The sequence below is a fragment of the Actinorhabdospora filicis genome, assembly GCF_030269765.1.
GTDB lineage: Bacteria > Actinomycetota > Actinomycetes > Mycobacteriales > Micromonosporaceae > Actinorhabdospora > Actinorhabdospora filicis.
The window spans coordinates 941,302-966,860 of the sequence record NZ_BSTX01000003.1 but is presented as its reverse complement, the minus strand read 5'-3'; the positions used below and the strand labels follow the sequence as shown (position 1 = coordinate 966,860).

The 25,559-nt window shown below is 72.1% G+C and carries 22 protein-coding genes; 7 read left to right on the top strand and 15 right to left on the bottom strand.

Going from position 1 to position 25,559, the window contains the following annotated elements; all coding sequences use genetic code 11:
* The 3 genes from QSK10_RS24750 to QSK10_RS24740 form a co-directional block, all read right to left on the bottom strand.
* Positions 1–237: a hypothetical protein gene (locus QSK10_RS24750; protein ID WP_285665346.1), complete on the bottom strand. Its 237-nt coding sequence runs from the start codon at positions 235–237 to the stop codon at positions 1–3.
* A gap of 67 nt (positions 238–304) precedes the next feature.
* Positions 305–730 (bottom strand): (4Fe-4S)-binding protein, encoded by a 426-nt coding sequence (locus QSK10_RS24745; protein ID WP_285665345.1) that lies wholly within the window; start codon positions 728–730, stop codon positions 305–307.
* Between the two features lie 102 nt (positions 731–832).
* Positions 833–2,611 carry a chitinase gene (locus QSK10_RS24740; RefSeq protein WP_285665344.1) on the bottom strand — a complete coding sequence of 593 codons (1,779 nt, stop codon included), beginning with the start codon at positions 2,609–2,611 and terminating at the stop codon, positions 833–835.
* A 127-nt stretch (positions 2,612–2,738) separates the two neighbouring features.
* Here QSK10_RS24740 and QSK10_RS24735 point away from each other — a divergent pair, with 127 nt between their 5' ends.
* From QSK10_RS24735 to QSK10_RS24710, 6 genes are all read left to right on the top strand, one after another.
* Entirely contained in the window at positions 2,739–3,776 is a 1,038-nt protein-coding gene (locus QSK10_RS24735) for a hypothetical protein (protein ID WP_285665343.1), read from the top strand.
* Positions 3,777–3,880: 104 nt separating this feature from the next.
* Positions 3,881–5,125 (top strand): DUF11 domain-containing protein, encoded by a 1,245-nt coding sequence (locus QSK10_RS24730; protein ID WP_285665342.1) that lies wholly within the window; start codon positions 3,881–3,883, stop codon positions 5,123–5,125.
* Between the two features lie 45 nt (positions 5,126–5,170).
* Positions 5,171–5,392 (top strand): hypothetical protein, encoded by a 222-nt coding sequence (locus tag QSK10_RS24725; RefSeq protein WP_285665341.1) that lies wholly within the window; start codon positions 5,171–5,173, stop codon positions 5,390–5,392.
* 65 nt (positions 5,393–5,457) lie between these two features.
* A complete protein-coding gene (locus tag QSK10_RS24720) occupies positions 5,458–6,048 on the top strand; it encodes a TetR/AcrR family transcriptional regulator (protein WP_285665340.1) in 591 nt (196 codons plus the stop codon).
* Entirely contained in the window at positions 6,045–7,187 is a 1,143-nt protein-coding gene (locus QSK10_RS24715; RefSeq protein ID WP_285665339.1) for a serine hydrolase domain-containing protein, read from the top strand. Before QSK10_RS24720 ends, QSK10_RS24715 begins: the two co-directional genes overlap by 4 nt.
* Positions 7,188–7,291: 104 nt before the next feature.
* Positions 7,292–9,646, top strand: coding sequence for a DUF8508 domain-containing protein (locus tag QSK10_RS24710; RefSeq protein ID WP_285665338.1), 2,355 nt, complete (start codon positions 7,292–7,294; stop codon positions 9,644–9,646).
* Positions 9,647–9,685: 39 nt separating this feature from the next.
* On the opposite strand, the gene QSK10_RS24705 is transcribed toward QSK10_RS24710, so the two are convergent.
* On the bottom strand, positions 9,686–10,165 hold the full coding sequence (locus tag QSK10_RS24705) for a MarR family winged helix-turn-helix transcriptional regulator (protein WP_285665337.1): 480 nt from the start codon (positions 10,163–10,165) through the stop codon (positions 9,686–9,688).
* Between the two features lie 61 nt (positions 10,166–10,226).
* On the opposite strand from QSK10_RS24705, the gene QSK10_RS24700 reads away from it, so the two are divergent.
* Positions 10,227–11,435, top strand: a complete 1,209-nt coding sequence (locus QSK10_RS24700; RefSeq protein ID WP_285665336.1) for an amidohydrolase family protein — start codon at positions 10,227–10,229, stop codon at positions 11,433–11,435.
* Here the strand turns inward: QSK10_RS24700 and QSK10_RS24695 are convergent.
* The 11 genes from QSK10_RS24695 to QSK10_RS24645 form a co-directional block, all read right to left on the bottom strand.
* Positions 11,383–11,841 carry a type II toxin-antitoxin system Phd/YefM family antitoxin gene (locus QSK10_RS24695; protein ID WP_285665335.1) on the bottom strand — a complete coding sequence of 153 codons (459 nt, stop codon included), beginning with the start codon at positions 11,839–11,841 and terminating at the stop codon, positions 11,383–11,385. The genes QSK10_RS24700 and QSK10_RS24695 overlap by 53 nt on opposite strands.
* Before the next feature lie 68 nt (positions 11,842–11,909).
* Positions 11,910–15,050 carry a HEAT repeat domain-containing protein gene (locus QSK10_RS24690; RefSeq protein ID WP_285665334.1) on the bottom strand — a complete coding sequence of 1,047 codons (3,141 nt, stop codon included), beginning with the start codon at positions 15,048–15,050 and terminating at the stop codon, positions 11,910–11,912.
* A gap of 39 nt (positions 15,051–15,089) precedes the next feature.
* Entirely contained in the window at positions 15,090–15,920 is an 831-nt protein-coding gene (locus tag QSK10_RS24685; RefSeq protein WP_285665333.1) for an HpcH/HpaI aldolase/citrate lyase family protein, read from the bottom strand.
* On the bottom strand, positions 15,917–17,107 hold the full coding sequence (locus QSK10_RS24680; RefSeq protein ID WP_285665332.1) for a CaiB/BaiF CoA transferase family protein: 1,191 nt from the start codon (positions 17,105–17,107) through the stop codon (positions 15,917–15,919). The genes QSK10_RS24685 and QSK10_RS24680 overlap by 4 nt, the downstream gene beginning before the upstream one ends.
* The gene (locus tag QSK10_RS24675) at positions 17,104–19,074 is read right to left on the bottom strand and encodes an SUMF1/EgtB/PvdO family nonheme iron enzyme (protein ID WP_285665331.1); all 1,971 of its coding nucleotides are present in this window, start codon (positions 19,072–19,074) and stop codon (positions 17,104–17,106) included. The genes QSK10_RS24680 and QSK10_RS24675 overlap by 4 nt, the downstream gene beginning before the upstream one ends.
* Entirely contained in the window at positions 19,071–19,967 is an 897-nt protein-coding gene (locus QSK10_RS24670) for a ribokinase (RefSeq protein WP_285665330.1), read from the bottom strand. Before QSK10_RS24670 ends, QSK10_RS24675 begins: the two co-directional genes overlap by 4 nt.
* On the bottom strand, positions 19,964–21,295 hold the full coding sequence (locus tag QSK10_RS24665) for an ADP-ribosylglycohydrolase family protein (protein ID WP_285665329.1): 1,332 nt from the start codon (positions 21,293–21,295) through the stop codon (positions 19,964–19,966). The genes QSK10_RS24670 and QSK10_RS24665 overlap by 4 nt, the downstream gene beginning before the upstream one ends.
* A 2-nt stretch (positions 21,296–21,297) precedes the next feature.
* Positions 21,298–22,446, bottom strand: coding sequence for an ADP-ribosylglycohydrolase family protein (locus QSK10_RS24660; protein WP_285665328.1), 1,149 nt, complete (start codon positions 22,444–22,446; stop codon positions 21,298–21,300).
* 36 nt (positions 22,447–22,482) lie between these two features.
* Positions 22,483–23,769: an ABC transporter substrate-binding protein gene (locus QSK10_RS24655; RefSeq protein ID WP_285665327.1), complete on the bottom strand. Its 1,287-nt coding sequence runs from the start codon at positions 23,767–23,769 to the stop codon at positions 22,483–22,485.
* 38 nt (positions 23,770–23,807) lie between these two features.
* A complete protein-coding gene (locus QSK10_RS24650) occupies positions 23,808–24,647 on the bottom strand; it encodes a carbohydrate ABC transporter permease (protein WP_285665326.1) in 840 nt (279 codons plus the stop codon).
* The gene (locus QSK10_RS24645) at positions 24,644–25,558 is read right to left on the bottom strand and encodes a carbohydrate ABC transporter permease (RefSeq protein WP_285665325.1); all 915 of its coding nucleotides are present in this window, start codon (positions 25,556–25,558) and stop codon (positions 24,644–24,646) included. Before QSK10_RS24645 ends, QSK10_RS24650 begins: the two co-directional genes overlap by 4 nt.
* Between the last annotated feature and the right edge of the window lies 1 nt (position 25,559).

Genomic DNA, 25,559 nt, shown 5'->3' with positions numbered 1-25,559 from the left:
CTAGCGCAGCTTGGTGTGCCAGGTCCAGCCGTGGCCGCGGCAGAACCGGCACGGGCCCAGCACCGGGACCGTGCCGACCTCGCCGGGGTCGAGGTCCAGCGCGGCCAGCGGCCCGAGGGCCATGTACTCGCGCCAGGTGCGTCCGGTGCCCTGGCAGGCCAGGCAGCTGCCGGGCGTGGCCCCGGGTGGCGGGTGCGCGGGATCGTGACCCGGGTACGGGGTCCATTCGTCGGACATGTCCCAATGGTAGGGCGCACGCCACGGCCATGAGATCGCCGGACCATCACCGTGATCATCGTGCCGGTCAGCCGGACCGGGCGCGCCACCCCTTGCGCACGTGCGTCCCGTCGCACCACGGCTTGTTGGCGCTGTCCCCGCAGCGGCACAGCAGCGCGCGGACCTCGCGGCGGCCGTCCACTTCGAAGTCGCCGCGCACTTCGAGCGGGCCGTCGGCGAGCGCGGTGATCGCGGTGGGGCCGCCCTCTTTCGCCCACACGCCGTCGACGGCGGCGTGCAGGGCGCCGCTGGGGCAGCGGGCGACGACCTCGGCGATGGCGTCGGGGTCGGCGAGGGACGGGTCGATCCAGGGGCGCCGGGCGGGGTCGAAGACCTCGGGGAGGCCTTTGACGCATTCCTCGGCGTGCGCGCAGCGGCGCGCGTCGAAGCGCACGGCCGTGCCGGGTGCGGTGTAGGTCTTGACGCGGTCGCCGGGCGGCCAGGGATCGCTCATGGGGACAGTGTGGACGAGCGGGCGGGCTTTCGGGCGGGTTTGCCGTGGGGGGTGCCCCGGGAAGGCCGGTCCCGCCAGAACCGGCCTCCCCGAGCCCGTGGACTACGGCAGCCCGTTGAGGTAGGGCTCGTGGGAGTTCATGAACTCCCAGCCGTAGTAGCGGTCCCAGTTGACCGACCAGGTCATCAGCCCGCGCAGGCCGGGTGAGGGCCCGCCGCGCAGGGTGTAGCCGCCGCAGCCGGTGCCCTTGGCCAGGCAGTCCACGGCCTGATGGACGACGGCGGGGGACGTGTACCCGTTGCCGGCGCTGACGGCGGCGGGCAGGCCGATGGCGATCTGCTCGGGCCGCAGGCCGGGGAAGGTCTGCCCGGTATTGGCCACGGGGAACCCGGCCTTGACCATGTCGGTCATGGCGATGTGGAAGTCGGCGCCGCCCATGGTGTGCCACTGCCCGTCCAGGCCCATGACGGGGCCGGAGTTGTAGTCCTGGACGTGCAGGACGGTCAGGAAGTCGCGGACGGCGTGGATGACCGGCAGGTAGGAGCCGGTCCGGTTGTCGGAGCCGCCGGATCCGCCGTAGAACTGGTATCCGACCTGCACGAAGAAGGTCTCCGGGGCCATGGTGAGCACGAACTTCGCGCCGTAGCGGGCCTTGAGTGTCCGCAGGGCGGCGATCAGGTTCACCACGACGGGGGTGGTGGGGTTGCGGAAGTCGGTGTCGCCGGAGTTCAGGTACAGCGAGTGGCCCTCGAAGTCGATGTCGAGCCCGTCGAGTCCGTAGCGGTCGATGATGGCGCTCACCGAGGTGACGAAGGCGTCGCGGGCGGCGGTCGTGGTGAGCTGGACCTGGCCGTTCTGGCCGCCGATGGAGATCAGGACCTTCTTGCCCTTGGCCTGCTTGGCGCGGATCGCGGCGATGAAGTCGGCCTCGCTCTCCACCGAGGGGCATTCGCTCACCGGGCAGCGGTTGAAGCGGATGTCGCCGGAGGTGACCGAGGTGGGTTCGCCGAAGGCCAGCTGGATGATGTCCCAGGCGTCGGGGACGTCGGCCATGCGCACGTAGCCGGAGCCGTTGGCGAAGCTGGCGTGCAGGTAGCCGATGAGCGCGTGTTTCGGCAGGCCGGTGTCGGTGCAGCCGGCCGTGGTCGCGGTCGCGGCGGCGGACTTCGGCGACTCCCCCACCGTGTTGTAGGCGGCCACGGCGTAGGTGTGCGTCGAGCAGGCGGCGAGGTTGCCGATCGTGGCCGAGACGGCGGACGTCGTGGCGACCACCGCCGATCCCTCGTAGACGCGGTAGCCGGTGACGGTCCCGGTGGCGGCCGTCCACGACAGCGCGACCGAGGAGCCGGTGACCGCGCCGATCGACGGCGTCCCGGGCGTGCCGGGGACGCCGGGTTGCGGCTGGCCGCCGGGTCCGTCCAGGCTCACGTCGTCGGCGTAGTAGGTGCCCTGCCCGTACCAGCCGTGCAGGTAGACCTCGGCGCTGGTCTGCGTCGCGCCGGTGGTGAAGGCGACGGTGAGCTTGGTGTAGGCCGGGGCCGAGGGCGTCCACGTCGAGGCGCCGCCGGTGACGCCGAGGTAGACGTAGTTGCCGCGCACCCAGCCGGTGAGGGTGTAGGCGGTGTTCGGCCGGACGGCGACGGTCTGCCCGCACGTGGCCTGGTCGGAGGCGCTCGCGGCGGCGGTCAGCGCGTAGGAGCCGGTGCGCACGGGGGTCGTGACGACGCTGCCGCCGGAGCAGGTCCAGCCGGTGAGGTTCCCGGCCTCGAAGCCGGGGTTGGTCAGCAGTTCGGCGGCCGTCGCGGTGCCGGGCGCGACGAGCGTGGAGAGGGTGAGCAAGAGGAGTGCGGCTAAGACGCCGAGGGGGCGGCGGTGGTTCATGGCTTCTCCCAGATGCCTATCCGGAACCTTCCTAATTGTTAGGACTCTAACAGTTTCGGGTGGCGCTGTCACTGAATGCGTTTCGCGGCCGCCGGGGCGACTGGATCTCACTGAATACGATCCCCGGATGAGTCTCGAAGCCGCCGCCACCGCCCTCGACCGCGCCGTCACCGACCGCGACACCGACGCCTACGACGCCGCCCTCGGCGCGCTCTGGCAGTCGGCGCGGGAGGCCTCGCCGCGCGAGATGGCGGCGGTCCTTCCGGTGTGCGCCGGAGTCCTGCGGCGGCTGCCGATCGGGATGGGCGCGCAGCTGGCGATCCTGTGCGGGGCGTTCGTGGAACACGGGGTCCCGGCGGCACCGGTGGCGGGGGCGATCGCCGAGGGCTTCGGGGAGGCGCTGTCGCGGGCGCGGCGGGTCCGCGCGGCCTGGGACCGGGCCGGGCGCCCGGTGCCGCTGCCCGGTCCGCAGTCGCCGATGGAGGAGTACGCCGACCTGGAGGCGGCCATCGCGCCCGAGTTGGGCGCGGAGGCGGCGGCCTCCGGCGGCGAGGGCTGGTACGCGCTGGGCATGTGGCAGATGCCGGCGCTGTCGCTGCTGCAACTGGACGCCGAAGCGCGGCGGGCGTTCCCGCGCGAGCTCGCCGAGGCCTGCGCCGATCTCGCCGAGGAGTGGCCGGACCTGGAGTGGATCGCCGGGCTGCTGGCCGTGCTGGACGACGAGCCGCTGCTGGTGCTGCACCGGCCGTCCGGCCGCGGCTACGAGGTCACCATCGGGGGCCTCGGCGACAACTTCCAGCTGCACACGCTGCTGGCCGGTGCGCTGTCGGGACCGGAGGCCGAGGGGCTGCTGGGCGACCTGAACGTCGACCCGCGCTGGATCGCCGCCGCCTCCGACGGGCCGGAGGAGACCTTCGGCGGGAGCGCCGAGGGCCGGTTCAACCCGGTGGACGCCTACGGCAAGTGGATCTGGAACGAGGGCGTGCCCGCCGACATCCCGTTCTTCGAGGGCCGCCGCGTGGTGGTGCTGGACCCGCCCGCCTACGGGCGGTCGTGGAGCAACAACCGCCGCTACCCGCAGATGCGCGGCGTCCTGCGCCTGGACCGGGTCCTGCCGCGGGCCGAGGCGGCGACATGGCTGGCGAAGGTGGCGCCCTCGGCGTGAGCCTCGCCGTCTCGGCCCGAGCTTCGCAATGGTCCGCTTCGTCCCCGTGAGACCACGCACAGAACCTGGGCGCATTACCCATCGGTAACATAGCGTCGCCGCGCGTGAGCATCGTCCTTCGCGGCTTCGCCGCCATCCTCGGCGCCGGTCTGGCGGCGGTTCCCGCCGTGGCCGCCGGCGCGGTCCAAGACCCCGTCTCGTGCCCGCCGGGGGCGGTGGGCCTGGCCAACTCCTCCTTCGAGGCCCCCGCCGGGAAGGGGCCGCGCTTCCTCGCCGAGGGCGAGGTGCCGGGCTGGTCGACGACCGCCTCCGACAAGCGCGTCGAACTCTGGGGGCCGGGCAACGGCTTCGCCAACCGGGGCAACGAGGTCCCGGCGGCCGACGGCGCGCAGTTCGCCGAGCTGAACGCGACCCGTCCGTCCACTCTGTACCAGGACGTGGCCACCACGCCCGGCCAGAAACTGCTGTGGCGCATCCGGCACCGGGCGCGCGACGTCTCCCCCGGCGTGGACAAGGACACCATGCACGTCCTGATCGGCGCGCCCGGCGCGGAGTCGCCCCAGAAGCCGTCCGGCGCGGCCACGCCCGACATCGTCGACACCGACGCCGCCTGGGGCACCTGGACGGGCGTCTACACCGTCCCGGCGGGCCAGACGACCACGCGCTTCGGCTTCAAGGCCGTCTCCACGGCGTCCGGGAACGACTCCATGGGCAACTTCCTCGACGACATCACCTTCGGCACCCCCGCCTGCGTCATCGCCACCAAGTCCGCCGACGCCGACGGCCCCCTCGCCGCCGGGGACGAGCTGGCCTACACCGTGCGAGTCCGCAACGACGGCGGCTCGGCCGCCGGGAACCCGGTGGTGCGCGACGCGATCCCGGCGGGCGCGACCTACGTCCCCGGCAGCATCACCCTCGACGGGGTGCCGCTGACCGACGCGGCCGACGGCGACGCCGCCGAGTTCGCCGACGGCACGGTCGTGGCGCGGCCGGACCGGCTGGAGCGCGGCGACGCCGCCGAGCTGGGCTTCCGCGTCACCGTCACCGAGGGCGCGAAGGGGAGGCTGGAGAACACCGCCACCGCGCACTACGTGAGCGTCCTGATCGGCGAGGACGGCACCGCCACCTCGAACACGGTCGTCACGCCGCTGGTGGCCGGGGTGGAGCCGACGCCGACCACGTCCAGCCCCTCCCCGACCGCCTCCTCGCCCAGCCCGAGCACCTCGGGCTCCCGCGAGGACCTCGCCACGACCGGCGCGGCCCTGGGCGTCCCGGCCGCCATCGGCGCGGCCCTGCTCGCCGCGGGCGGCGCGCTCGTCCTGCTGGCCCGCCGGGCCCGGCGGAGCTGAGCCGAAAGGGGCGGCCCGCTTGCGGGCCGCCCCTACCCTGCGGTCATGCCCGCCGCGCCGACGCACTGCACCCACTGCCGATCCGCCGACCTCACTCCGGGCTTTCTCGGTGACATGGGCGGACGCGGCTTCACCCGCTGGATCGCCGGTCGCCTGGAGCGCGGCGTCCTGGGCGGCGCCAAGATGTTCGGCCGCCCGAAACTGGCCGTCGAGGCCTTCCGCTGCGGAGACTGCGGCCACCTGGAGCTCTTCGCCGTCGACGAGTGAGCGGTGATCGTGACCCGCGCCACATCGTCATGACCCGAGATCGAACCCATGGGTACCATCTCGCCATGCCCGTCGCAGCAGGCGAATCACTCGACCCCGCGCGCACCCGCGCCACCATCCTGGCCGCCGCCGAGGACCTCTTCTACCGCGGCGGCCTCGGCCTGCCCGTCAAGGAGCTCTGCGCGGCCGTCGGCGCGTCCAAGGAGACCGTCTACCGGCACTTCGGCTCCAAGGACGGCCTCATCCAGGCGGTCGTCGTCAGCCGCTCCGACCGCGTGATCGGCAAACTCACCGCCGCCGCCGAGGCGGGCGCCGACCCGGCCGCGCGGCTCGCGGCGATCTTCGCCGACCTCGTCGACTGGCTCGCCGAGCCGGATTACCTCGGCTGCGCCATCCTCAACGCCGCCACCGAGCGCTCAGACATCGCCGGTCCCCTCGCCACCACCCACCTCGGCCGCTACCACCGGCTGCTCACCGGCATCGCCCGCGACGCCGGCGCGGCCGACCCCACGGGACTGGCGCGGCAGCTCCTCATCCTCATCGAGGGCGCCATCGCCGTCGCCCGGCACGACCCCGACCCCCGCGCCACGGGCCTCAGCGCGAAAGACGCCGCGCTCGCCCTCCTGCGGGCCTCCACCGAAAGCAGCGGAACATGACCACGATCGACGGCTTCACCCTGCCCGGCTTCGAGAAGGTCGCCGAGGCCTTCCAGCACGGCTTCGACGAGCACGGCGAGACCGGCGGCGCCTTCGCCGCCTACGCCGACGGCGAGCTCGTCGCCGACCTGTGGGGCGGGGACGCCGGGGCCGGGCGCGCCTGGCGCTCCGACACCGTCTCCCTGGTCTTCTCCGGGACCAAGGGCCTGGTCGCGGCGGTGCTGGCGCTACTCCAGGAACGCGGCACCATCGACCTGAACGCCCCGGTGGCCCGGTACTGGCCGGAGTTCGGGCGCGAGGGCAAGGAGGACGTCACCGCCCTCCAGCTCCTCACCCACCAGGCCCGGCTGCCGCACCTGCCGACCCAGGACGTCACCGCGCTCTACGACCCCGCGGCCGCCGACCGGCTCGCCGAGGAGCAGGCCCCGGCCTGGGATCCGCGCGCGGAGTACATGTACAGCTCGGTCAACTGGGGCTTCCCGCTGGACGGCCTGGCGCGGCGGACCGACGGGCGCTCGCTGCGGGAGATCTTCGCCGCGGAGTTCGCCGCCCCGCTCGGGCTCGACCTGTGGATCGGCGTCCCGCCGGAGGTTCCCGACGAGCGCATCGCCGACCTGCGCGCCGAGGACGCCTCCCTGATCGCCGACGTCGATGCCGCGAGCGAGCCGGACCCGCTGCGCGCGCTGGTCGGCAATCCGGTCACCGGCTCGGCCGGGCCGGGCATCTGGAACTCGCGTCCCTTCCGGGAGGCCGGTTTCGGCTCGATCGGCGCGATCGGGACGGCCCGCTCGATCGCGCGCTTCTACGGCGCGCTGGCCCGGGGCGGGGAGATCGACGGCGTACGGGTGCTGGCCGAGTCCACCGTGGACGCCGCCCGCCGGGAGGTGCGCGCGGGCACCGAGCCGATGTGGGGCACACCGATGGTCTACGGCGCCGGTTTCGAGCTGACCGCCAACTTCGGCCCGGCCGCCGACGCCTTCGGGCACGCCGGATGGGCCGGGACGCGGCACGCGGCCTGGCCGTCCCTGCGCACCGGGTTCTCCTACACCACCGCCGCGCTGCGCGACGCCCCCGACCATCGCGCCGAGACGGTGATGGCGGCGCTGCACACCGCTCTGAGCGGACGGACCGTAGGGTAACTTCTTCGTTTCGTGTTCACTCTCCATCGACCACGCGAACGTGGATCTATAGGATGCTGGCGCGCGGAACCCCCTCCGCGCGCCATCGTCCCTTTTGGAGAGAGATGCGAAACGCCATCGGCCGCACGGCCGTCTTCTTAACGGCCGCGCTCGGCCTCGCCGCCCTGGCACCGGCGAGCGCCCAGGCCACGTCCCCCGACGTGCTGATCGGGGAGATCTACGGCGGGGGCGGCAACAGCGGCGCGTCCCACGCCAACGACTACGTCGAGCTGTACAACCGGGGCGCGGCCGCGGTGGCGCTGTCGGGCTGGTCGGTGCAGTACGCCTCGGCGTCGGGCACGACCTGGGCGGCCACGCCGCTGAGCGGCTCGATCCCCGCCGGGGGCCGCTATCTGGTGAAGCTCGCCTCGGGCGGCGCGACCGGGGCGGCGCTGCCGACGCCGGACGCCACGGGCTCGACCAACATGTCGGCGACGGCGGGCAAGGTCGCGCTGGTGACCACGACCTCGGCGCTGACGTGCGGGTCCAACTGCGACACCGCCGCCGGGGTCCGCGACTTCGCCGGTTACGGCTCGGCCAACGACTTCGAGGGCGCGGCCGCGGCCGGCGGGTCGAATACGACGTCGATCGCGCGGGGCGCCACCGACACCGACAACAACGCCGCCGACTTCACCGCCGGGACGCCGAGCCCGCAGAACACCGCCGGTGGCGGCGGTGGCGGATGCGCCTATCCGGGCACGCGGATCCGGGCCGTGCAGGGCAAGGCGCACAAGTCGCCGCTGGCCGGGGCGGCCGTGAGCGACGTGCGCGGAGTCGTGACGGCGAGGAACACCACCGGGTTCTGGTTCCAGGACCCGTGCCCGGACGCCGATCCGGCGACCTCCGAGGCCGTCTTCGTCTACACCTCCTCGGCGCCGACGGTGGCCGCCGGGGACGAGGTCGCGGTCAACGCCACCGTCACCGAGTACCGGCCGGGCGGGGCGTCCACGGCGAACCTGAGCACCACCGAGCTGACCGCCCCGAGCGTCACCAAGCTGGGCACCAAGCCGGTTCCGGCGGCGACGGTGATCGGCTCCGGCGGGCGCGTGCCGCCCACGGCCGTCATCGACAACGACGCCAACGGCGACGTGGAAACCGCCGGGACCTTCGACGCGGCCACCGATGGCATCGACTTCTACGAGTCCCTGGAGGGCATGCGCGTCCAGGTGAACAACCCGGTCGCGGCCGGCCCGACGTCCGGCCACGCCGAGATCCCCGTGCTCGCCGACAACGGCGCCGGGGCCGGTGTGCGCACCACCCGCGGCGGGATCATGGTCAAGGCGGGCGACTTCAATCCCGAGCGGGTCATCCTGGACGACGCGCTGCTGGCCGGGTCGACGCCCGCGGTCAACGTCGGCGACCACTTCTCCGGCCCGGCGGTCGGCGTCCTCGACTACGACTTCGGCGGTTTCCGGCTGGAGCTGACCTCGGCGCTCACCCGCGTCGCGGGCACCCTCGCGCCGGAGACCACCACGGCGGCGGGCGCCGGTGAGGTCTCGGTGGCCACGTTCAACGTGGAGAACCTCGACCCCGCCGACCCGCAGGCCAAGTTCGACGGTCTGGCGCGCCAGATCGTCACCAACCTCGCCGCGCCCGGCATCCTGGCCGTCGAGGAGATCCAGGACAACGACGGTCCCGCGAATTCGTCCACCGTGGACGCCGCGCAGACCTTCGGCAAGCTCATCGCGGCCATCACCGCCGCCGGTGGGCCGTCCTACGACTACCGCCAGGTCAACCCAGTCGACGACGCCGACGGCGGCGAGCCCGGCGGCAACATCCGCGTCGGGTTCCTGTTCCGCACCGACAAGGTGAGCTTCGCGCCCGGCTCGCCGGGCGGGCCGACGACGGCGGTGAGCGCCTCGGCGTCCGGGAACTCCGCCGACCCGATCGCGCTGTCGGCGAACCCGGGCCGGATCCAGCCCGCGAACACCGCGTTCAACGCCAGCCGCAAGCCCCTGGTGGGCAAGTTCCTGGTCGGCGGCAAGCCGCTGTACGTGATCGCCAACCACTTCAACTCCAAGGGCGGCGACGATCCGCTGTTCGGCCGCCGCCAGCCGCCGGTGCTCAGCTCGGAGACGCAGCGCAACCAGCAGGCGGCGATCGTGGCCGACTTCGTCACGAAGTTGCGCGCGATCGACTCCGCCGCCCGGATCGTGGTGGCCGGTGACCTGAACGACTTCGAGTTCTCCGCGCCGGTGTCGAAGCTGACCGCGGTGGGCCTGACCGACCTGCCGGGCACGCTGCCCGACGCCGAGCGCTACACGTACGTGTACGAGGGCAACTCGCAGGTCCTGGACCACATCCTGGTCTCGCCCGCACTGGTGAGCGCCGGGTACGCCTACGACGTGGTCCACGTCAACGCGGAGTTCGCCGCGCAGCTCAGTGACCACGACCCGCAGGTGGTCCGGCTGAAGATCTAGCGCATCGAGGGAGGCCCGGTCCGGTGGACCGGGCCTTTCTCACGCGCTCGGGAAGACCGCGCGCAGGGCGTTCGCGGCGGCGTCCACGGCGTCCTGACCGGCCTCGGCGAAGACCTTCTCGTGGGCGGCGGTGTTGGCCAGGACCGCCGTCCGCGCCAGTTCGAGCCCCTCGTCGGTGAGCTCGATCCAGGTGCTGCGCGCGTCGTCGGGATCGGGCACGCGCCGGACGACGCCGCGCGCGACGAGCTGGTGCAGCACGTTCGTGGTACCGCCGCTGGACATGACCAGCGAGCGGGCCAGCTCGGCGGGCTTGAGCCGGTAGGGCGGGCCGCCCCGGCGCAGGCTGACGATGATGTCGAACCCGGCGACGGTGAGGCCCAGGCCGGGAAGAAGTTCCCGGGTGGCGCGTTCGAGCCGGGCGGACAGCAGCATCACGCGTTTGCTCAGCTCACTGGCCGGGCCGAGGGCTTCGGGCAGCTCGGCGCGCCAGGCGGCGATGAGGGCGTCGACGGGATCCACCCTTGCATCCTAGGCCCCTTTCGGGATAGCTTTCTAGAAAGCTTTTACCTGAGGGAGTCTCGTGTCCAGCATCCTGCTCCGCGGCGGTCTCGTCATCGACACCGACCCGATCGCCGTCCAGACCGCCGACCTGCTCATCACCGACGGCCGCATCGCCGCCGTCGGGCCCGATCTCACCGCCGAGACCGCCGAGGTCCTCGACGTGAGCGGCCACTACGTCCTGCCCGGCTTCGTCGACACCCACCGGCACATGTGGCAGACCGGCCTGCGCGCCCTCACCGCCGACGCCGACCTCGGCGCCTACCTGCAACGCGTCCTCTACGGCATCGGGCCGCGCGTGACGCCCCAGGACCTGCACGACGCCACCCTCGCCGGGGCCCTGGAGGCGCTCGACGCGGGCGTCACCACCGTCCAGGACTACGCCCAGACCATGCACACCCCCGAACACACCGACGCCGCCCTGTCGGCCTACGCCGGGCTGCGGGCCGTGCTCGCCCACGGCGGCCTGGGCGCCACCGACGAGGCCGAGCTGCGCCGCGTCCACGGCCTCGCGCGCGGCACCACCAGCCTCATGCTGGCCTCACACGGGCCCTCCTACGGCGACCTGGACGAGGTCGCGCGCGACCACCGCCTCGCCCGCGAGCTCGGCCTGCGCCTCGCCGCCCACGTCGGGCACGGCGGCCCGCTCACCCGCCTCAAGGAGCGCGGACTGCTCGGGCCGGAGTGGCTCTACGTCCACGGCAACCCCCTCGACGACGAGGAACTGCGGCTGATGGCCGACTCCGGCGGCACCGCCTCGGTCGCGCCCGCCGTGGAGGCCCGCATGGGCCACGGCGCGCCGGTGCTGGCGCGGCTGCGCGCGGCGGGCGTCCCCACCGGCCTCGGCGTGGACGTCGTCACCACCGCGCCCGGGGACATGTTCTCGCTGATGCGCGCGGCCATGACCTCGGCCGGCGGGACCACGCTGTCCACCTCGGACGCCCTGCGCGCGGCCACCATCGACGGCGCCCGCGCGCTCGGCATGGACGGCCTCATCGGCTCGCTGGCCGTGGGCAAGCGCGCCGACGTCATCACCGTCCGCGCCCACGACGCCAACCTCATCGGCGCCACCGACCCGGTGGCGGCCGTGGTCGCCTCGGCGCACGCCGGGAACGTCGACACCGTCCTGGTCGACGGCGTCGTCCGCAAGCGCGCCGGGACCCTGCCCGGCGCCGACCTCAGCTCGCTCGCCGCATCGCTGCGCGAGAGCCTGGCGCGGCTGAGCCGCTGATCAGCTCGGCCTGCAGGGCGCGCAGCTCGTCCACGTCCCGGTCGGCGCCCGGCCGCGCGAGGCGGTCGAGCTCGGCCCAGGCGCGGTTGAGCGCGTCCAGCAGGACCCGGCACTCACGGGCGTGCCGGTCGGACAGCTGCGCGCGCACACTGTCCAGCCGCTTGGCCCACCCGGCGTTCACCGTGGCGTGCCAGTCGGCCGAGCGCGGCGGCGCGACCGGCGCCTCGGGAGCGTCCCGCACCGCCGAGGTCGGGGCGAGCACGGCGATCGGGCGGGAGTCGTTGTCGCGGGTGATGATCGTCGTCGTGTTGTTCAGCTCGGTCAACGCCACGAGCTGACTGAAGCGGACGCGGGCCTCGCGAAGGGGTACCGACCGCGGGCCCGGCACGATGTTCGGAGCGGCCATGTGACCAGATTCCGGAGCGGGTACGACATTTTCGGCGGTACCCGCCCCGGGTTTTCTTCGAACAGTGCTCACTCGAAGGATTCGCGAGCGCGCGCGGCGATGTACCGCACCCGTGCGCTTGGATCCCTCTCAAGCTCACCCAGCACCATCAGAAGGTCCTGGCGTTCGGCCATGCCGATTCGACCGAGCGCGTGCGCGAGTTCCAGGCGCACCCAGGGATCCTTGTCCTCGGCGAAAGACCTTGCCAGCACCACACTCGGCTCAACCGAATGACCCCAGCAATGGACGGCGGCTTCCCGAATGTGCCGAGACTGATGGCTACGGAAGGCCGCCAGGGGAACCGGTCGAGACCGGCTCACCCAGGCGAGGGCGTGAGCCATCAATCGCATCGCCTCCTGGTCATCGGCATCGACATCGAGGTGCTGCAGGACCCACCCCTCTATCTCCTCTAGAGCATCCGCGTCCACTGCCAGTGCCGCTGCGGCTGCCAAGGCCGAGACCGACAGGAGACGGCCGTTCGTTCTGACCCGCAGTCCGCTCAGCGGGTGCGACGATCGGCGTTCGAAGGCGTCAAGATCGTGTTCCCCGGGCGATCCGTGAAGTCGCAGAAGACGATTTGTCAAAACTCTGCGCTCGTCGTCGGTGAGAGCCGCTCCCAGTACCGAAATGGCGCTCGTCGCGTCCTCGCGGCGCTCAGCCGTGTCCAGCCGGTCCTCGGCCCAGCTCATGAGGCGGGCAACCACACGATCCCGGAGTTCGAGGAGCTCTGGTGGCGCTTCTCCCGATTCCACGGCCTTCGACAACAGCGAGGCGAACCGGGGGACTCCGGTACCAATGGCGTAGGACGTGCGCGCCGTACCGACCGGCTCATCCAGAACGCCCTGCGCGAGGTCGACCAGCAGCTCGATCGCCTCCGGCGGAACGATGTTCCATTCCGCCAGGATGTAGAGGGCCGATCGCGATCCCTCGCCAGCCGCATTCTTGAGCTCCGTCTTCACGACATCGGGCGGGTCGTACAACCCGAGAAGTGCCGTCTCCACACCGCGCAAATCATGTCGCCAAGCTGCCACCAGCGCGATCCCCGCCCGAGCGGACTCCGAGCGATCGGCCTCTGCGCAAGCTCCGAGCAACGCCACCACGGCGTCATCGATGAAGAGGCTCTTACCGTCCTCGCGAGGTATGAACAGTTCCGCGAAATCGAGCGCCGCCGCTCCGACGCTCATCGGGATTCGGTGATCGAGGGCGGCGATGGCCTTCAGGGCGGCACGCTTGTCGTCCACGAACGGCGGATGCGAAACCTCGCCGCGGAGCACGTGAAGCAGCTTCTCCCCGACGACGGCAACCTGATCGTCGGGAATCCTGTCCGCCTGTGCCGCGTAGACCTTCAGAGCAGCGGCGCGCACTGCTACAGCCGGGTGATCCAGTAGATCGATGAGATCAAGGTGGCGCGCTTCGCCCTTGACGACCGCGACGGCCTTGTCTCCCTGTCCTGCGAGCACGAGATTCAGGACCGCGCCGAACGGGCTTCGCGATGCCTCGAATGCCTCTCCCAGAGTCTGGCGGCCCCAGAGTTCATCGCAGAGCGCGCCTCGCGCACGTGCCTTCCGCACCCATGCTCGTGCAGCGGGAAGGGCACCACGCATGGCCCCGCGTTTCAGGTCAGAGAAGGCGGTGAGGGCAGAGCCAGCCGATTCCGGCAGGAAACGACGCCCGTGGGGGTCGAGCGCCTTTGCAGCCATCTGGGTCGCCTGGATCTCCTCGAAGGTCTCCGGAGACATGATGGTCAGATAGGCGATGGCCAGAAGCGCGTCACGGGCGTCACCCGGATAGCCGGAACGCCCGGCGATCACGACCCCTTTCCGGTAGGAATCGATCGCCGCCCTCGCCAGTCCCGACATCACATGTGCTCGGCCGAGCCGCAAATGAGCGAGCACGCCGAAGTCCTCCGGCAGTCGTCCGGTGGCGATCTCGGTCAGCACGTGTGCGAACGCGGCCTCCGGCCCGACTCCACCCTGTACCCGCAGATCCGCCAGGCAGCACATCAGGCGGGCCCGAACATCCGCCTTGGCACGACTGATCGCGCACTCCAGCGGCCCGATCATGAGGCTCTGGTCGTCCCGCGGGTCTTCATCCGCGATGATCTGCTCCGCGACGACCATCACGAGGAGCTCGAAGTCATCGCACTGGGCCTCTGCGGCCACGGTCAGGTCCGCCACCACCGCGTCCACGTCGATCCCCGCCAGCCCCCAATTCCCGGCGGCGGTGATCACGCGACCCAGCGCCCTTTCGGGCTCCGCCAGCCTCAGGGTGAGCCTTTCGACGGCGGTGATGTCCGGATGCTCCGTACGTCCATCGCAAAGCCCACGTACCGCCCGCGTCACCGCGATCCGGAAGGCCTCGGTCTCCGCACCCGCCTGCTCGAAGCGCTCCCTTGCTCGTGTAGCGAACATGTCGGCATGTCCCGGAAAGCCCGCCGAACGCAGCTCTTCTCCGAGAGCCAGCAATAGTTCGGCAGATGCACGCGGATCTTCCTGGGCCAGCTCCGCACATCTCTCGGCGACCGTGCCCAGCCCCAACGCCTCAACCGGGTCGTAGAGCAGCCCTACGACATTTGGAAGGGCGCCCGACGGCTCATCCACCACCCCGGTGAACGCTCTGCCCCATTCAGGACCGAAGATCCCGTGAACCACTCGCGGCCGCTCACGCAAAGCCAGCGAGAGACTGCCGGCGTCGTAGAGCGCGATATCGAGGTCACCGGCGTACTCCTGCTGGAGCTTCGCCAGCTCCTCCTCCACCGTCACGTCTTCCACACGGCATCCGGCGGCCAGCACGAACCGCACGGCCTGCCAAGGTCGCTCCGCCCAGTCCGCCTCCGGCACGTCCCTGCGTGTCGGCCCGGCGAAGTCGGTCACGGCCTTCCTCAGCGCCGTAGCGCTGAGGGAGTGGATACGACGCACCTGGTAGACATGATGAGCGCCGTCACGGCGGCCGATGAGATCAATGCCGCCCTGATACTGGCCCGGACGACCCACAACGCGGATCTCACTGAGTCGATCCACCAACCACATGACCTCGGCGACGACACGTTCGAACACTAGTGGGTCCAGCTGATCGAACGGAAGCAGAAGCGTCTGAGCCATCGGCGGCATGAGCGATCCGGTCTGCCGCCTGGCCAGAAGCCGGACCAGGTTCAGGTGCGATTCGGGCATCTCGACCCCCTTCGTGATGCTCCCCGCCCTATCCTCCCATCAGGCCGCCTCACGCTCCGCGAGTGCCACGGTGCGGCTCGCGGCGGCGATCATGGCGCGGTCGGCGAAGCGGCCGTCGGGCAGGACCACGGTCCCGGACTCGCGCTTCTCGGCTCCGGCCATGGCCTCCAGCAGCGCCCGGGCCTTGTCCACTTCGGACTCCGAGGGGCGGAACGCCTCGGCGATCACCGGGAGCTGCCGGGGGTGGATGGCGGCGCGGCCGAGGAAGCCCAGGGCGCGGCCGATCCGGCACGAGGCGGCCAGGCCCTCCAGTCCGTCCAGTTCGGACAGGTTGGTGTAGGCCGACATGGCCGGTGGGGCGAGCCCGGCGGCGCGGGCGGCGACCACGATCCGGCTGCGGGCGTAGGTCAGGCCCGCCTCCTCGCTCACGTTCAGGTCGGCCGACAGGTCGGCCTCGCCCAGGCCGATCCCGGCCACCGACGGGTGCGCGGTGGCGATCGCGAAAGCCGACTCCACGCCGAGGGCCGACTCGACCAGGCAGTGCAGTTCGGGCGCGCCGGTCTCGGCGGCCCGCAGCACCTCCTCCGGCGACTGCACCTTCGGCAGGCGCAGCCCCGCCAGGCCGGGCAGCCCGGCCACGGCGGCCAGGTCGGCGGCGACGTCGGGTCCGGTGAGCTCGTTGACGCGCACGTACACCGGGACGTCGGAGGGGGCGGCGAGGAACTCGGCGACGGCGGCGCGCGCGTAGGCCTTGCGGGACGCGGCGACGGCGTCCTCCAGGTCCAGGATCACCGCGTCGGCGCCGGAGGTGACCGCCTTCACGAAGCGGTCGGGCCGGTGCCCGGGGACGTACAACCACGTCAGGATCACTTGATCGAGCCCTTCTCCCGCATCGCGGCGATCTCGTCGCCGGACAGCCCCAGTTCGCCCAGGACCGCGTCGGTGTCGGCGCCGTGCGGGCGGCCGGCGAAGCGGATCTCGCCGGGCGTGCCGCTCATCCGGAACAGCACGTTCTGCATGGCGACCTCGCCGAGCTCGGGGTCGGGGACACTGTGGACGGTACCGAGCGCGCGGTACTGGGGATCGGCGACGATGTCGGTGATCTCGTAGACCGGCGCGACGGCGGCCTGCGCTTCCTCGAAGGCGGCGACGACCTCTGACGCGGGCCGCGCGCCCACCCACGCGGCGACCGCCGCGTCCAGTTCGTCGGCGTGCGCGGCGCGGCCGGAGCCGGTGGCGAACCACGGCTCATCGAGGTAGTCGGGCCGCCCGACGAGGGTCATCACCCGCTCGGCGATGCTCTGCGCGCTGGTGGACACCGCCAGCCAGCGCCCGTCGGCGGTCCTGTAAGTGTTGCGGGGAGCGTTGTTGCTGGAGCGGTTGCCGGTGCGCGGCTGGACGTAGCCGAGCTGCTGGAACCAGGTGATGTGCGGCCCGAGCAGCGCCATGATCGGCTCGATGATGGCCAGGTCGACTACCTGGCCGCGCCCGGTGGCCGTCCGCGCGTTCAGTGCAAGGGACGTGGCGAAGGCGGCGGCCATCGCGGCCGCGCCGTCGGCGAGCCCGAAGGGCGGCAGGGTCGGCGGCCCGTCGGGTTCGCCGGTGACGGCGGCGAAGCCGCTCATGGCCTCGGCGAGGGTGCCGAAGCCGGGGCGGGACGCGTAGGGCCCGACCTGGCCGAAGCCGGTGACGCGGGTGAGGATGAGGCCCGGGTTGGCCGCCGAGAGGACGTCGTAGCCGAGGCCCCAGCGCTCCAGGGTGCCCGGCCGGAAGTTCTCGATGACCACGTCGGCCTCGGCTGCCAGCGCGATGAGCAGATCCCGGCCGTCCTCGGTGGACAGGTCGACGGCGATGGTCCGCTTGTTGCGGCCGAGGACCTTCCACCACAGTCCGACGCCGTCCTTGGCCGGGCCGTGCCCGCGCGAGGGATCGGGCCGCTTGGGGTGCTCGACCTTGATGACCTCGGCGCCGAAGTCGGCGAGCATCGCCGCGGCCAGGGGCCCGGCGAAGAGGGTGGCGAGGTCGAGGACCTTGACGCCGTTGAGGGCGGGGATCACAGGCTCACCGCCACGCGGAAGCCGATCGAGGACGAGCGGGCCAGCCCGGCGCCGGGGTTGAGGAACTTGACGCTGACGTCGGGATCCTTGCGGCCGCCGTCGATGTACCAGTCGGAACCCCGGGCCTCGTAAGCGGAGCCGCCCTTGAGGATCGTGAAGCGGGTGCGGCCGTCGGTGTGCTCGCTCTCGGTCCAGTTCCACACCAGGGGTTCGCCGCGTTCGAGGAGCCCGTCCTCGGCGGCGGCCTGCCACTCGTCCTCGGTGGGCAGCCGCAGTTCGCGCCAGGACGCGTAGGCCCGGGCGTCGGCGAGGTCCACATGGGTCACGGATTCGTGCTCGGTGCCGGGGACGGGCGCGCCGTCGCGCCAGTGCGCGAGGAAGCGCCCGTGCGGTCCGCCGTATCCGGAGTCGGCGAGGAAGGCGGCGTACTCGGCGTTGGTCACCTCGCGGATGCCGATGCCGTACAGGCCCAGTTCCACGGGCCGGATGAGGCGGTGCTCATTGTGCAGGCGCGGCGGCAGCGGCTTCCATTCGTCCACATAGGGCACCTCGCCGTACAGGCCGGTCTCGCGCAGCCGGTAGCGGACGGTCAGCTCGCGCCGCCCGGCGGGCACGGCCGCCATGCCCTCGGGCAGTTCGTCGGCGTAGGCGTCCTCGAAGCCGATGCGGGCGGCGGTCCGGGCCGGGTGGGTGGTGTCTCGCGGGGCGGGCTCGAAGGCGTGCAGGACCACGGGGACCGGGCTGGCCAGGACGGCGGCGACGCCGTCGGCGGCGAGCGGGCCGCCCACGGCGATCTTGCCGTCCCCGGCGGGCACCGGCGTCAGCTCGGCGCCGGTGGTCAGGTCGTACCAGCGGTGGCCGGGCAGCTCGTCGGCGACGATCCAGGGCCCGTCCAGTTCCGCGCCGGTGTTCGCGACCGTCCACAGTGGCGTGCCGTTCCGCACCCAGCGGGAGGCGTGCACGTCGCTTCCGGCGGTGTCGGCGAGCGGCGTCCACTCGCCCTCGGTGAGCCAGGCGCCGTAGGAGTCCCAGACCCGGCGCATGGCCCGCAGCAGGCCCTTGTCGCGCTCGGTCCAGCCGACCCAGGAGCCGAAGACGCTCTCCCACACCAGCATCCCGGAACCGTTCAGCCAGGCCGAGTGCAGCTCACCGGAGTGGTCGCGGTGCCAGCGGCGGGTGTGGTGGGCCATGTGCCGGGGCTCGAACCACTTGGCGCGCAGCACGCCGGGCACGTCGCTGTCGGCGAACCACTGCGCCCACGACATCGGGTGGTCGGTGACGCGCTCCAGCGGCAGGCGCGACTCGCCTTCGAGGGCGACGCCGGGCCGGACGGCGTCCAGCGCGGCGCGCATCGCCTGCCCGCCCTCCTTCATGGTGTCGAGGAAGACGCCGTCGACCCCGAGCCACTCCACCGTGGCGGCCACGGCGGCGATGTCGTCGGCGGCCTCGCGGCGGGTGCCCACGTCCCACGGGTTGTAGTCGATGAAGACCCGCACGCCGCGCGCCTGGAAGGCCGCGACCAGCGCGGGCAGCTCCGGGACGTCGCGGTAGAAGTCGAACTGGTTGCGGTCGTCGATGCCGATCACCGGGTAGGCGTGCCACAGGACGACGCCGTCGAAGCCGCCGAAGTCGCGCTCGGCGGCGTCCAGGAACCGCTCGGGGGTGAAGTGCCCGGCGTCGTGGTCGTAGAGCAGCTCGTCCCACAGCCAGGCGAGGCAGACGACGTAGTTGCCGGGGATCCAGGAGAACTCCGGGCGCGCGTACAGCTCGTCGTCGTAGGCGATGCGGACCCGCGCCTCCTCGCGCCAGCGGGTGATCGCCGCGCGCCAGGCGGGCAGGTCGGCGGGATCGGCGGGCACCGCGAAGATCTTCGCGTCGTCCAGCACCGACAGGTCCGCGCCGGGATCGAGGGGTACCTCGGCGGGTGAGTCGATGGGGCGCGGGACGTAGGGGTTGAAACGGCTCACCGGTAGGTCACCTCGTAGAGCTGGTCGATGTCGGCGCGGTGGGGCAGGGACGTGGTCGCGCCCGTCTTCTGGACGGCGAGCGCCCCGGCGGCGGTGGCCCACCGCAGGGCCTCCTCCATGGGGCGGCCCTCGGCGATGGCGGTGGCCAGGGCGCCGGTGAAGCAGTCGCCGGCGCCGGTGGTGTCGACGACGGGCACCTTCGGGGCGGGGACGTCGAGCCGGGCGCCTTCGGCGTCGGCGTAACGGGATCCGGCGCCACCGAGGGTGACCACGACGCGCGGGACGACGCGCAGCAGCGCGGTGAGCGGGTCGGCGTCCCAGCCGGACAGCATGGCCGCCTCGACCTCGTTGACCACGAGCAGCCCGACGGTGGCCAGCAGCTCGGCGCTCAGGGGCCGGGCGGGGGCGGCGTTCAGGATCATGAGGGTGGTGTCACCGGTGGCCTTCCCAGCGGCCACGATGGCCGGTTCGGGGACCTCCAGCTGGCACAGCAGGACCCGTGCGCCGCTCAGGCCGCCGAGGTCGGCGGCGGTGAGCGCGTCCACGGTGGCGTTGGCGCCGGGGGCGACCACGATGCTGTTCTCACCGGCGTCGTCGACGGCGATCAGCGCCACCCCGGACGCCCCCGGAGCCTCGCGCAGGCCCGACACGTCCACGCCGTCAGCGGTCAGCGCCTCCCGCAGCTGCGCGCCGAAAGCGTCATCCCCCACCGCCCCGATGAACGCCGTGCGCGCCCCCGCCCGCGCCGCCGCGACCGCCTGGTTCAGGCCCTTCCCACCCGGCACCGTGGCGAACCCGTGCCCCAGCACGGTCTCGCCCGGCTTCGGGAGGGTGGGCGCGGTGGCGACCAGGTCCATGTTGGCGCTGCCGAGGACGACCACATCGATGCTCATGCGTCCACCTTCGCCAGCGCGAGCGTGCGCCGGGCCAGTTCGTCGAAACCGACGCCGTCCAGGCCCGGGATCGAGGTGGCCAGGCGGTTCTTCAGCGGCGCCTTCCAGTACTCCGGCAGCGCGCACGCGCCGGTCAGCGCGCCCACGATCCCGCCGACGGTGGCGCCGTTGGAGTCGGTGTCCCAGCCGCCGGTCACCGTCGCGGTGATGGTCTTGGCGAAGTCGCCGCCGCCGTGCACGAGCGCGGCCGTGACCAGGGCCGCGTTGTTCAGCACGTGCACCCAGTGCAGGTGCCCGTGGCGGGCGTGCAGGACATCCAGGACGCGGTTCCAGTCCGGCTCGGACGCGGCCAGCTCGCGCGCCTCCCGCACCGCCACGGCGATGCGGGACGACGGCGGCAGCACCGCGAACCCGGCGTCCAGGACCTCGTCCACCGTGGACACCACGACCGCCGCCGCCCCCAGCGCGGCGGCGAACATCGCCCCGTACACGCCGTTGCGGACGTGGCTCACGACCGCGTCCCGGTAGGCCAGGGACGCCGCCGCGGCCACGTCGCCGGGACGCGCCCAGCCGTACAGGTCGGTGCGGATCTGCGCCCCGATCCACTCGGCGAAGGGGTTCCCGGTCGTCGCCGTCTGTGGCGGGACCATGCCCAGCAGCAGATTCCGGTAGGCGACCCGCTCGGCGGTGAACGTGCGCCCGGCCGGCAGCAGGTCCAGCCACGAGAGGGCGACGTCCTCGGCGGTGAAGCCGGTCCCCCGCGTCTCCAGCAGCAGCATCGCCATCAGCGGGTAGTTGAGGTCGTCGTCCTCGGGCGCCCCGTCGATGTTCTCGGCGAGGCTGGTGCCCTTCGACCGCCGGTTCCACGGACGCCGGGCGGCGATCTCCTCGGGCAGCCCGTGCGCGGTGAACCAGCCCTTGAGGGGCCAGTTCCCGGTGGCCCGGGCGATCTCCTCGATCCCCTCGCGCGGCAGGCCCTCCACGGGCTTGCCGAGGACGCACCCGGCGGCCCGGCCCAGCCACGCGCCGTGCAGCCGGTCGAAGGTCGTCTCGCGCGGCAGGCCGAGGTCCGGCAGCTCCCACAGCGCGTCCGGCTCCCCGGGACGCGGGAGCGCCGCCAGCGCGTCCAGTTCGGACAGCAGGACGGCGGCCAGCTCCCGCACCGGCGCGGGGGCCCGCTCGGGCGAGGCCCCCTTCGCCGGAACCGCCGCGGTTCCACCGCCCGCGACCCAGCGCGCCTCGATGCCGGACACGTCGTGCCCGTCGAGGCGCGCGGTGGCCAGCGCGTGCGGGACGAGGTCCTCCGGCTGGATCCACGTGACTCTCATGCTCAGGCCGCCCCGGTCAGCGACGCGAAGCGCGCGGCGTGCTCGCCCCGGCGGCGCAGGTCGGCGGCGAAGACCTCCTCGGCGACGGCGGCCAGCTCGCGCGACGGGCCGTGCAGGTCGACGCGGCTGGCGGTGGCCACCGTCTCGGCCCAGTCGGCGGGCACGGCCTTCTCCCCGCCCAGGGCACCGGCGATCGCGCCGGCCATGGTGGCGGTGGAGTCGGCGTCGCGGCCGTAGTTGACTGAGCCGAGGACGGCCTTGGCGTAGTCGCCGTCGGCGATGAGCAGCATGCCCAGCGCGGCGGGCAGCTCCTCGATGGAGTGCAGTCGCGAGGGACGCCGGGCGCCCAGCCCGGGCTGCCGGTAGGCCTCGCCGACGGTGTCGTAGGGCGCGATGGCGGCGCGAACGACCGGGATCGCCTCCAGGCAGTCGCTCTGCCCGCGCACGGCGTCGCGGACGGCCTCGATCGCCTGGCGGGTGCCGTCCTTGGCGACGGCGAGGGTGGCGTCCACGACGGACGCGGCGGTCGCGCCGGGGGCCATGGCCTCGGCGACGGCGGCAGCGAAGACCCCCGCGGCCTCGCGTCCGTAGCTGATCTGGTGCGCCCCGGCGATCTCGATGGCCTCGGCGTAGGCCCCGGCCGGGTTGGCCGCGTTCACGATCCCGATGGGCGCCATGTACATCGCCGCACCGCAGTTGACGATGTTGCCGTGCCCGGCCTCGCGCGGGTCGGCGTGGGCGTGGAACAGGCTGGCGACGATGTGCCGCTCGGCCAGCGCGAGGCGGTGCAGGGTGACCGCTTCGCGTTCCATGTCGGGGATGTAGACGCGGTGGTTCATCAGGTCGGGGACGAGCCGCTCGGCGATGTCGTAGGCGTCGAGGTGGTCGCGTTTGGCCACGTAGACGCGGATGAGCGCCTGCGTCATCAGGGTGTCGTCGGTGATGTGGCCGTCGCCCTTGTGGTAGGGCGCGGTGGGACGGGCGGTGCGCCAGTCCTCGTGGAAGGGGCCGACGAGGCCGTCGACCCACCCGCCGTAGCGGGCCTTGATCTGCTCGGGCAGCGCGCCTTCGGTGGCGCCGCCGAGGGCATCGCCCACGGCGGCGCCCACGAGGCAGCCGATCGACCTGTCCACCAGTGCGGCACTGGTCACGATTTAACTCCAAAGGGGACGATGGCTGGTGGGGTCTTACTTGAGGATGTCCTTGCCGCCCTCGACGAGGCGTTTGCCGAGTTCGTCGAGGGAGATCTTGTTCGCGAAGTACTCCTGGAAGGCCGGGGTGGCGATCTTGGACTTCCACTCGGGGAACTGGGTGACCGTCTGGAAGGGCGCCAGGACGAGCGAGCCCGCGCTGGCCACGGCGACGTCCCAGCCGTCCTTGCCGCCGGTGGACTTCAGCAGCTCCTCACCGGCCTTCTTGCCGGTGGGGACGAGCCAGTCGCCCTTGGCGAGCTCGGCCATGTTGGCCGGGTTGAGGAACTCGGCGATGAACTTCATCGCCTCCTCCTTGTGCTCCGACTGGGTGGCCACCGAGAGGGTCTGCGGGTTGGCGGCCTGGTTCTGGCTGAGGCCCTTCAGCGGGGGCAGGGTGACCCACTCGAAACCGGCGGGGGCCTGCTCCTTCATCTGCTGGCGCAGGTAGATGGAGCCGGGCAGCATGGCGTACTTGCCGCCGAAGAAGCCGGGCAGCGGGTCGGTGCCGCCCATGGTGAGGGCGTCGGGCGCGGCGGACTTGTCGGTGTAGACCATGTCGTGGATGCGCTTGGGCACCTCCTGCTCGGCGGCGCCGAAGACGACCTGGTTCTTGTCGCCGTTCTTCTGGAAGTACTTGCCGTCGAAGTTGAGGCTGAGGTTGAGGACCCGGTTGACCGGCTGCTTCACGGGCCAGGCGGTGCCGAAGGTCTCGCCCTTGGTGAGGGTCTTGGCCGCGGCCTGGAACTCGTCCCACGTCCACGGCTTGTCGGCGGTGGGGACGGGGATGCCGGCCTCGTCGAGGAGCTTCTTGTTGGCGATGACGGCCTGCGACTCCAGCAGGAACGGGACGCCGTAGACCTTGCCGTCGCCGGAGGTCACGGTCTGCCACACGTTGTCGCCGATGTCGCCCTTGAGGTCGGCGGGGATGAGGTCCTTGACGTCGGCGAGGTAACCCTGCTGCGCGAACTGCCCGGCGAGGGCGGCCTCGTAGTGGATGATGTCGGGCGCGTCCTCGCCTTCGAAGGAGGTGAGGAGCTGGTCGTGCGCGGAGTCCCAGGAGCCCTGGATGTACTCGATCTGCACGTCGCTGTGCGCGGCGTTCCAGGCTTCCACGATCTTCTTGTTGGCGGCGACGGACTCTTCCTGCCAGGCCAGGCTGAGGAACTTCAGCTTGATCGGGCCGGCGGAGTCGTCTCCGCTGCCGCAGGCGGCGAGGGTGCCGACCGCGAGGGTGGCCGCCAGGGCGGCCGCCGCGACGCGGCGTGGGGCGAGGCGCTTCATTGCGTTCTCTCCTAGGGGGTGTGCGAGGGGGTGGTGGGCTAGCCTTTGACCGCGCCGGCCATGCCGCCGGAGGTGAGGCGGCGCTGCAGGATCGCGAAGAAGATGAGGCTCGGGATGGTCGCCATGAGCGATCCGGCGGCCAGCGGCCCGAGCCGCGAGATGCCCTCGATGCCGACGAACTTCGCCAGCGCCAGCGGCAGGGTGGCCATCTCGGGTTTCTTCAGCAGCACGAGGGCGAAGAAGAACTCGTTCCAGGCGCTGATGAAGCTGAACAGCGCGGCGGCGACCACGCCGGGCGCCAGCAGCGGGGCGATGATCCGCCACAGCGTCTGGAAGCGGGTGGCGCCGTCGACGGCGGCGGCCTCCTCCAGTTCGCGGGGGATGTTGCGGACGAAGCCCTGGAGCATCCACAGCGCGAAGGGCAGGGACCACACGACGTAGACGAGGGTCAGCCCGGTCAGGCTGTTGGTGAGTTTGACCTGCTTGAGGATCATGAACATGGGGATGACCAGCAGGATGAACGGGAACAGCTGCGACAGCAGGATCCAGGCGGTGGCGACCTTGTTGACGCGGGTCCGGAAGCGGGCCAGCGCGTAGGCCGCCGGGAGCGCGATGATCACGGTGATGACGGCCGAGGCGATGGCGACCTGGAGGCTGTTCAGCGTGGCGCGGCCCAGGTCCTGCTCGGTGAAGGCGGTGGCGTAGTTGGCCAGCGTCGGGTCGCGGGGGATGAAGCTGGGGTGCAGCTCCACCAGTTCCTGCGGCTTCTTGAAGGACGTGGACAGCATCCACAGCAGCGGGAACGACAGGAACAGCAGGTACCCGGCGAGGGCGAGGTACTGCAGGACTCGCCAGTACCACTTCGAGGTGCGGTTCACGCGCTGGCCTCCCTCATCCGGCGCCGCAGGTAGACGGCGAGCAGGGCGACGATGATGATCACCATGACGTTGCCCATGGCGGCGGCGATGCCGAAGTGGCCGTACTTGAAGGCCTCTTCGTAGGCGAAGAGCATCGGCAGCATGGTGCGTCCGCCGGGTCCGCCCGCGGTGAGGACGTAGACCAGGCCGAACGAGTTGAAGTTCCAGATGAAGTCGAGGGAGGTGATGGCGACGATGACCGGCCGCAGCTGCGGGAGCGTGATGCTCCAGAAGCGGCGGAAGGCACCGGCGCCGTCGACGGCGGCGGCCTCGTGGAGTTCGCCGGGGACGCCCTGGAGCCCGGCGAGGAGCACGACGGTGGTCTGCGGCATCCCGGCCCACACGCCGACGATGATCACGGCGGGCAGGGCGGTGGAGAAGTCGCCGAGCCAGTTGGTGCCGAGGGATTCCAGGCCGACGCGGTAGAGCGCCTCGTTGATGAGCCCGGCGTCGGGGTGGTAGACGAGCTGCCACATGATGCCGACGATGACCGGCGGCATCGCCCAGGGGACGAGGGCGAGGGTACGGGCCAGCCAGCGCAGCCGCAGGTTCAGGTTGAGCAGGAGGGCCAGGCCGAGGGCGGCGAAGAACTGGATGACGGTGACGCTGACCGCCCAGATCAGGCCGATCTTGAAGCTGGCCCAGAACTGCTCGTTGGACAGAAGGCCGGTGTAGTTGTCCAGACCGGTGAAGTGGGTGGTCTGGTTGAGTCCGGCGCGCGCGTCGGTGAAGCCCAGGTAGATGCCGTTGACCAGCGGGACCACCGACAGGAACAGCACCGGCAGCAGCGCGGGCAGCACCAGGAAGTAGGCGTACCCGGTCCGGGCGCGCCGACGGCGGGCGAGGGGGAGCTCGTCGTTGAGCGCGGTCATC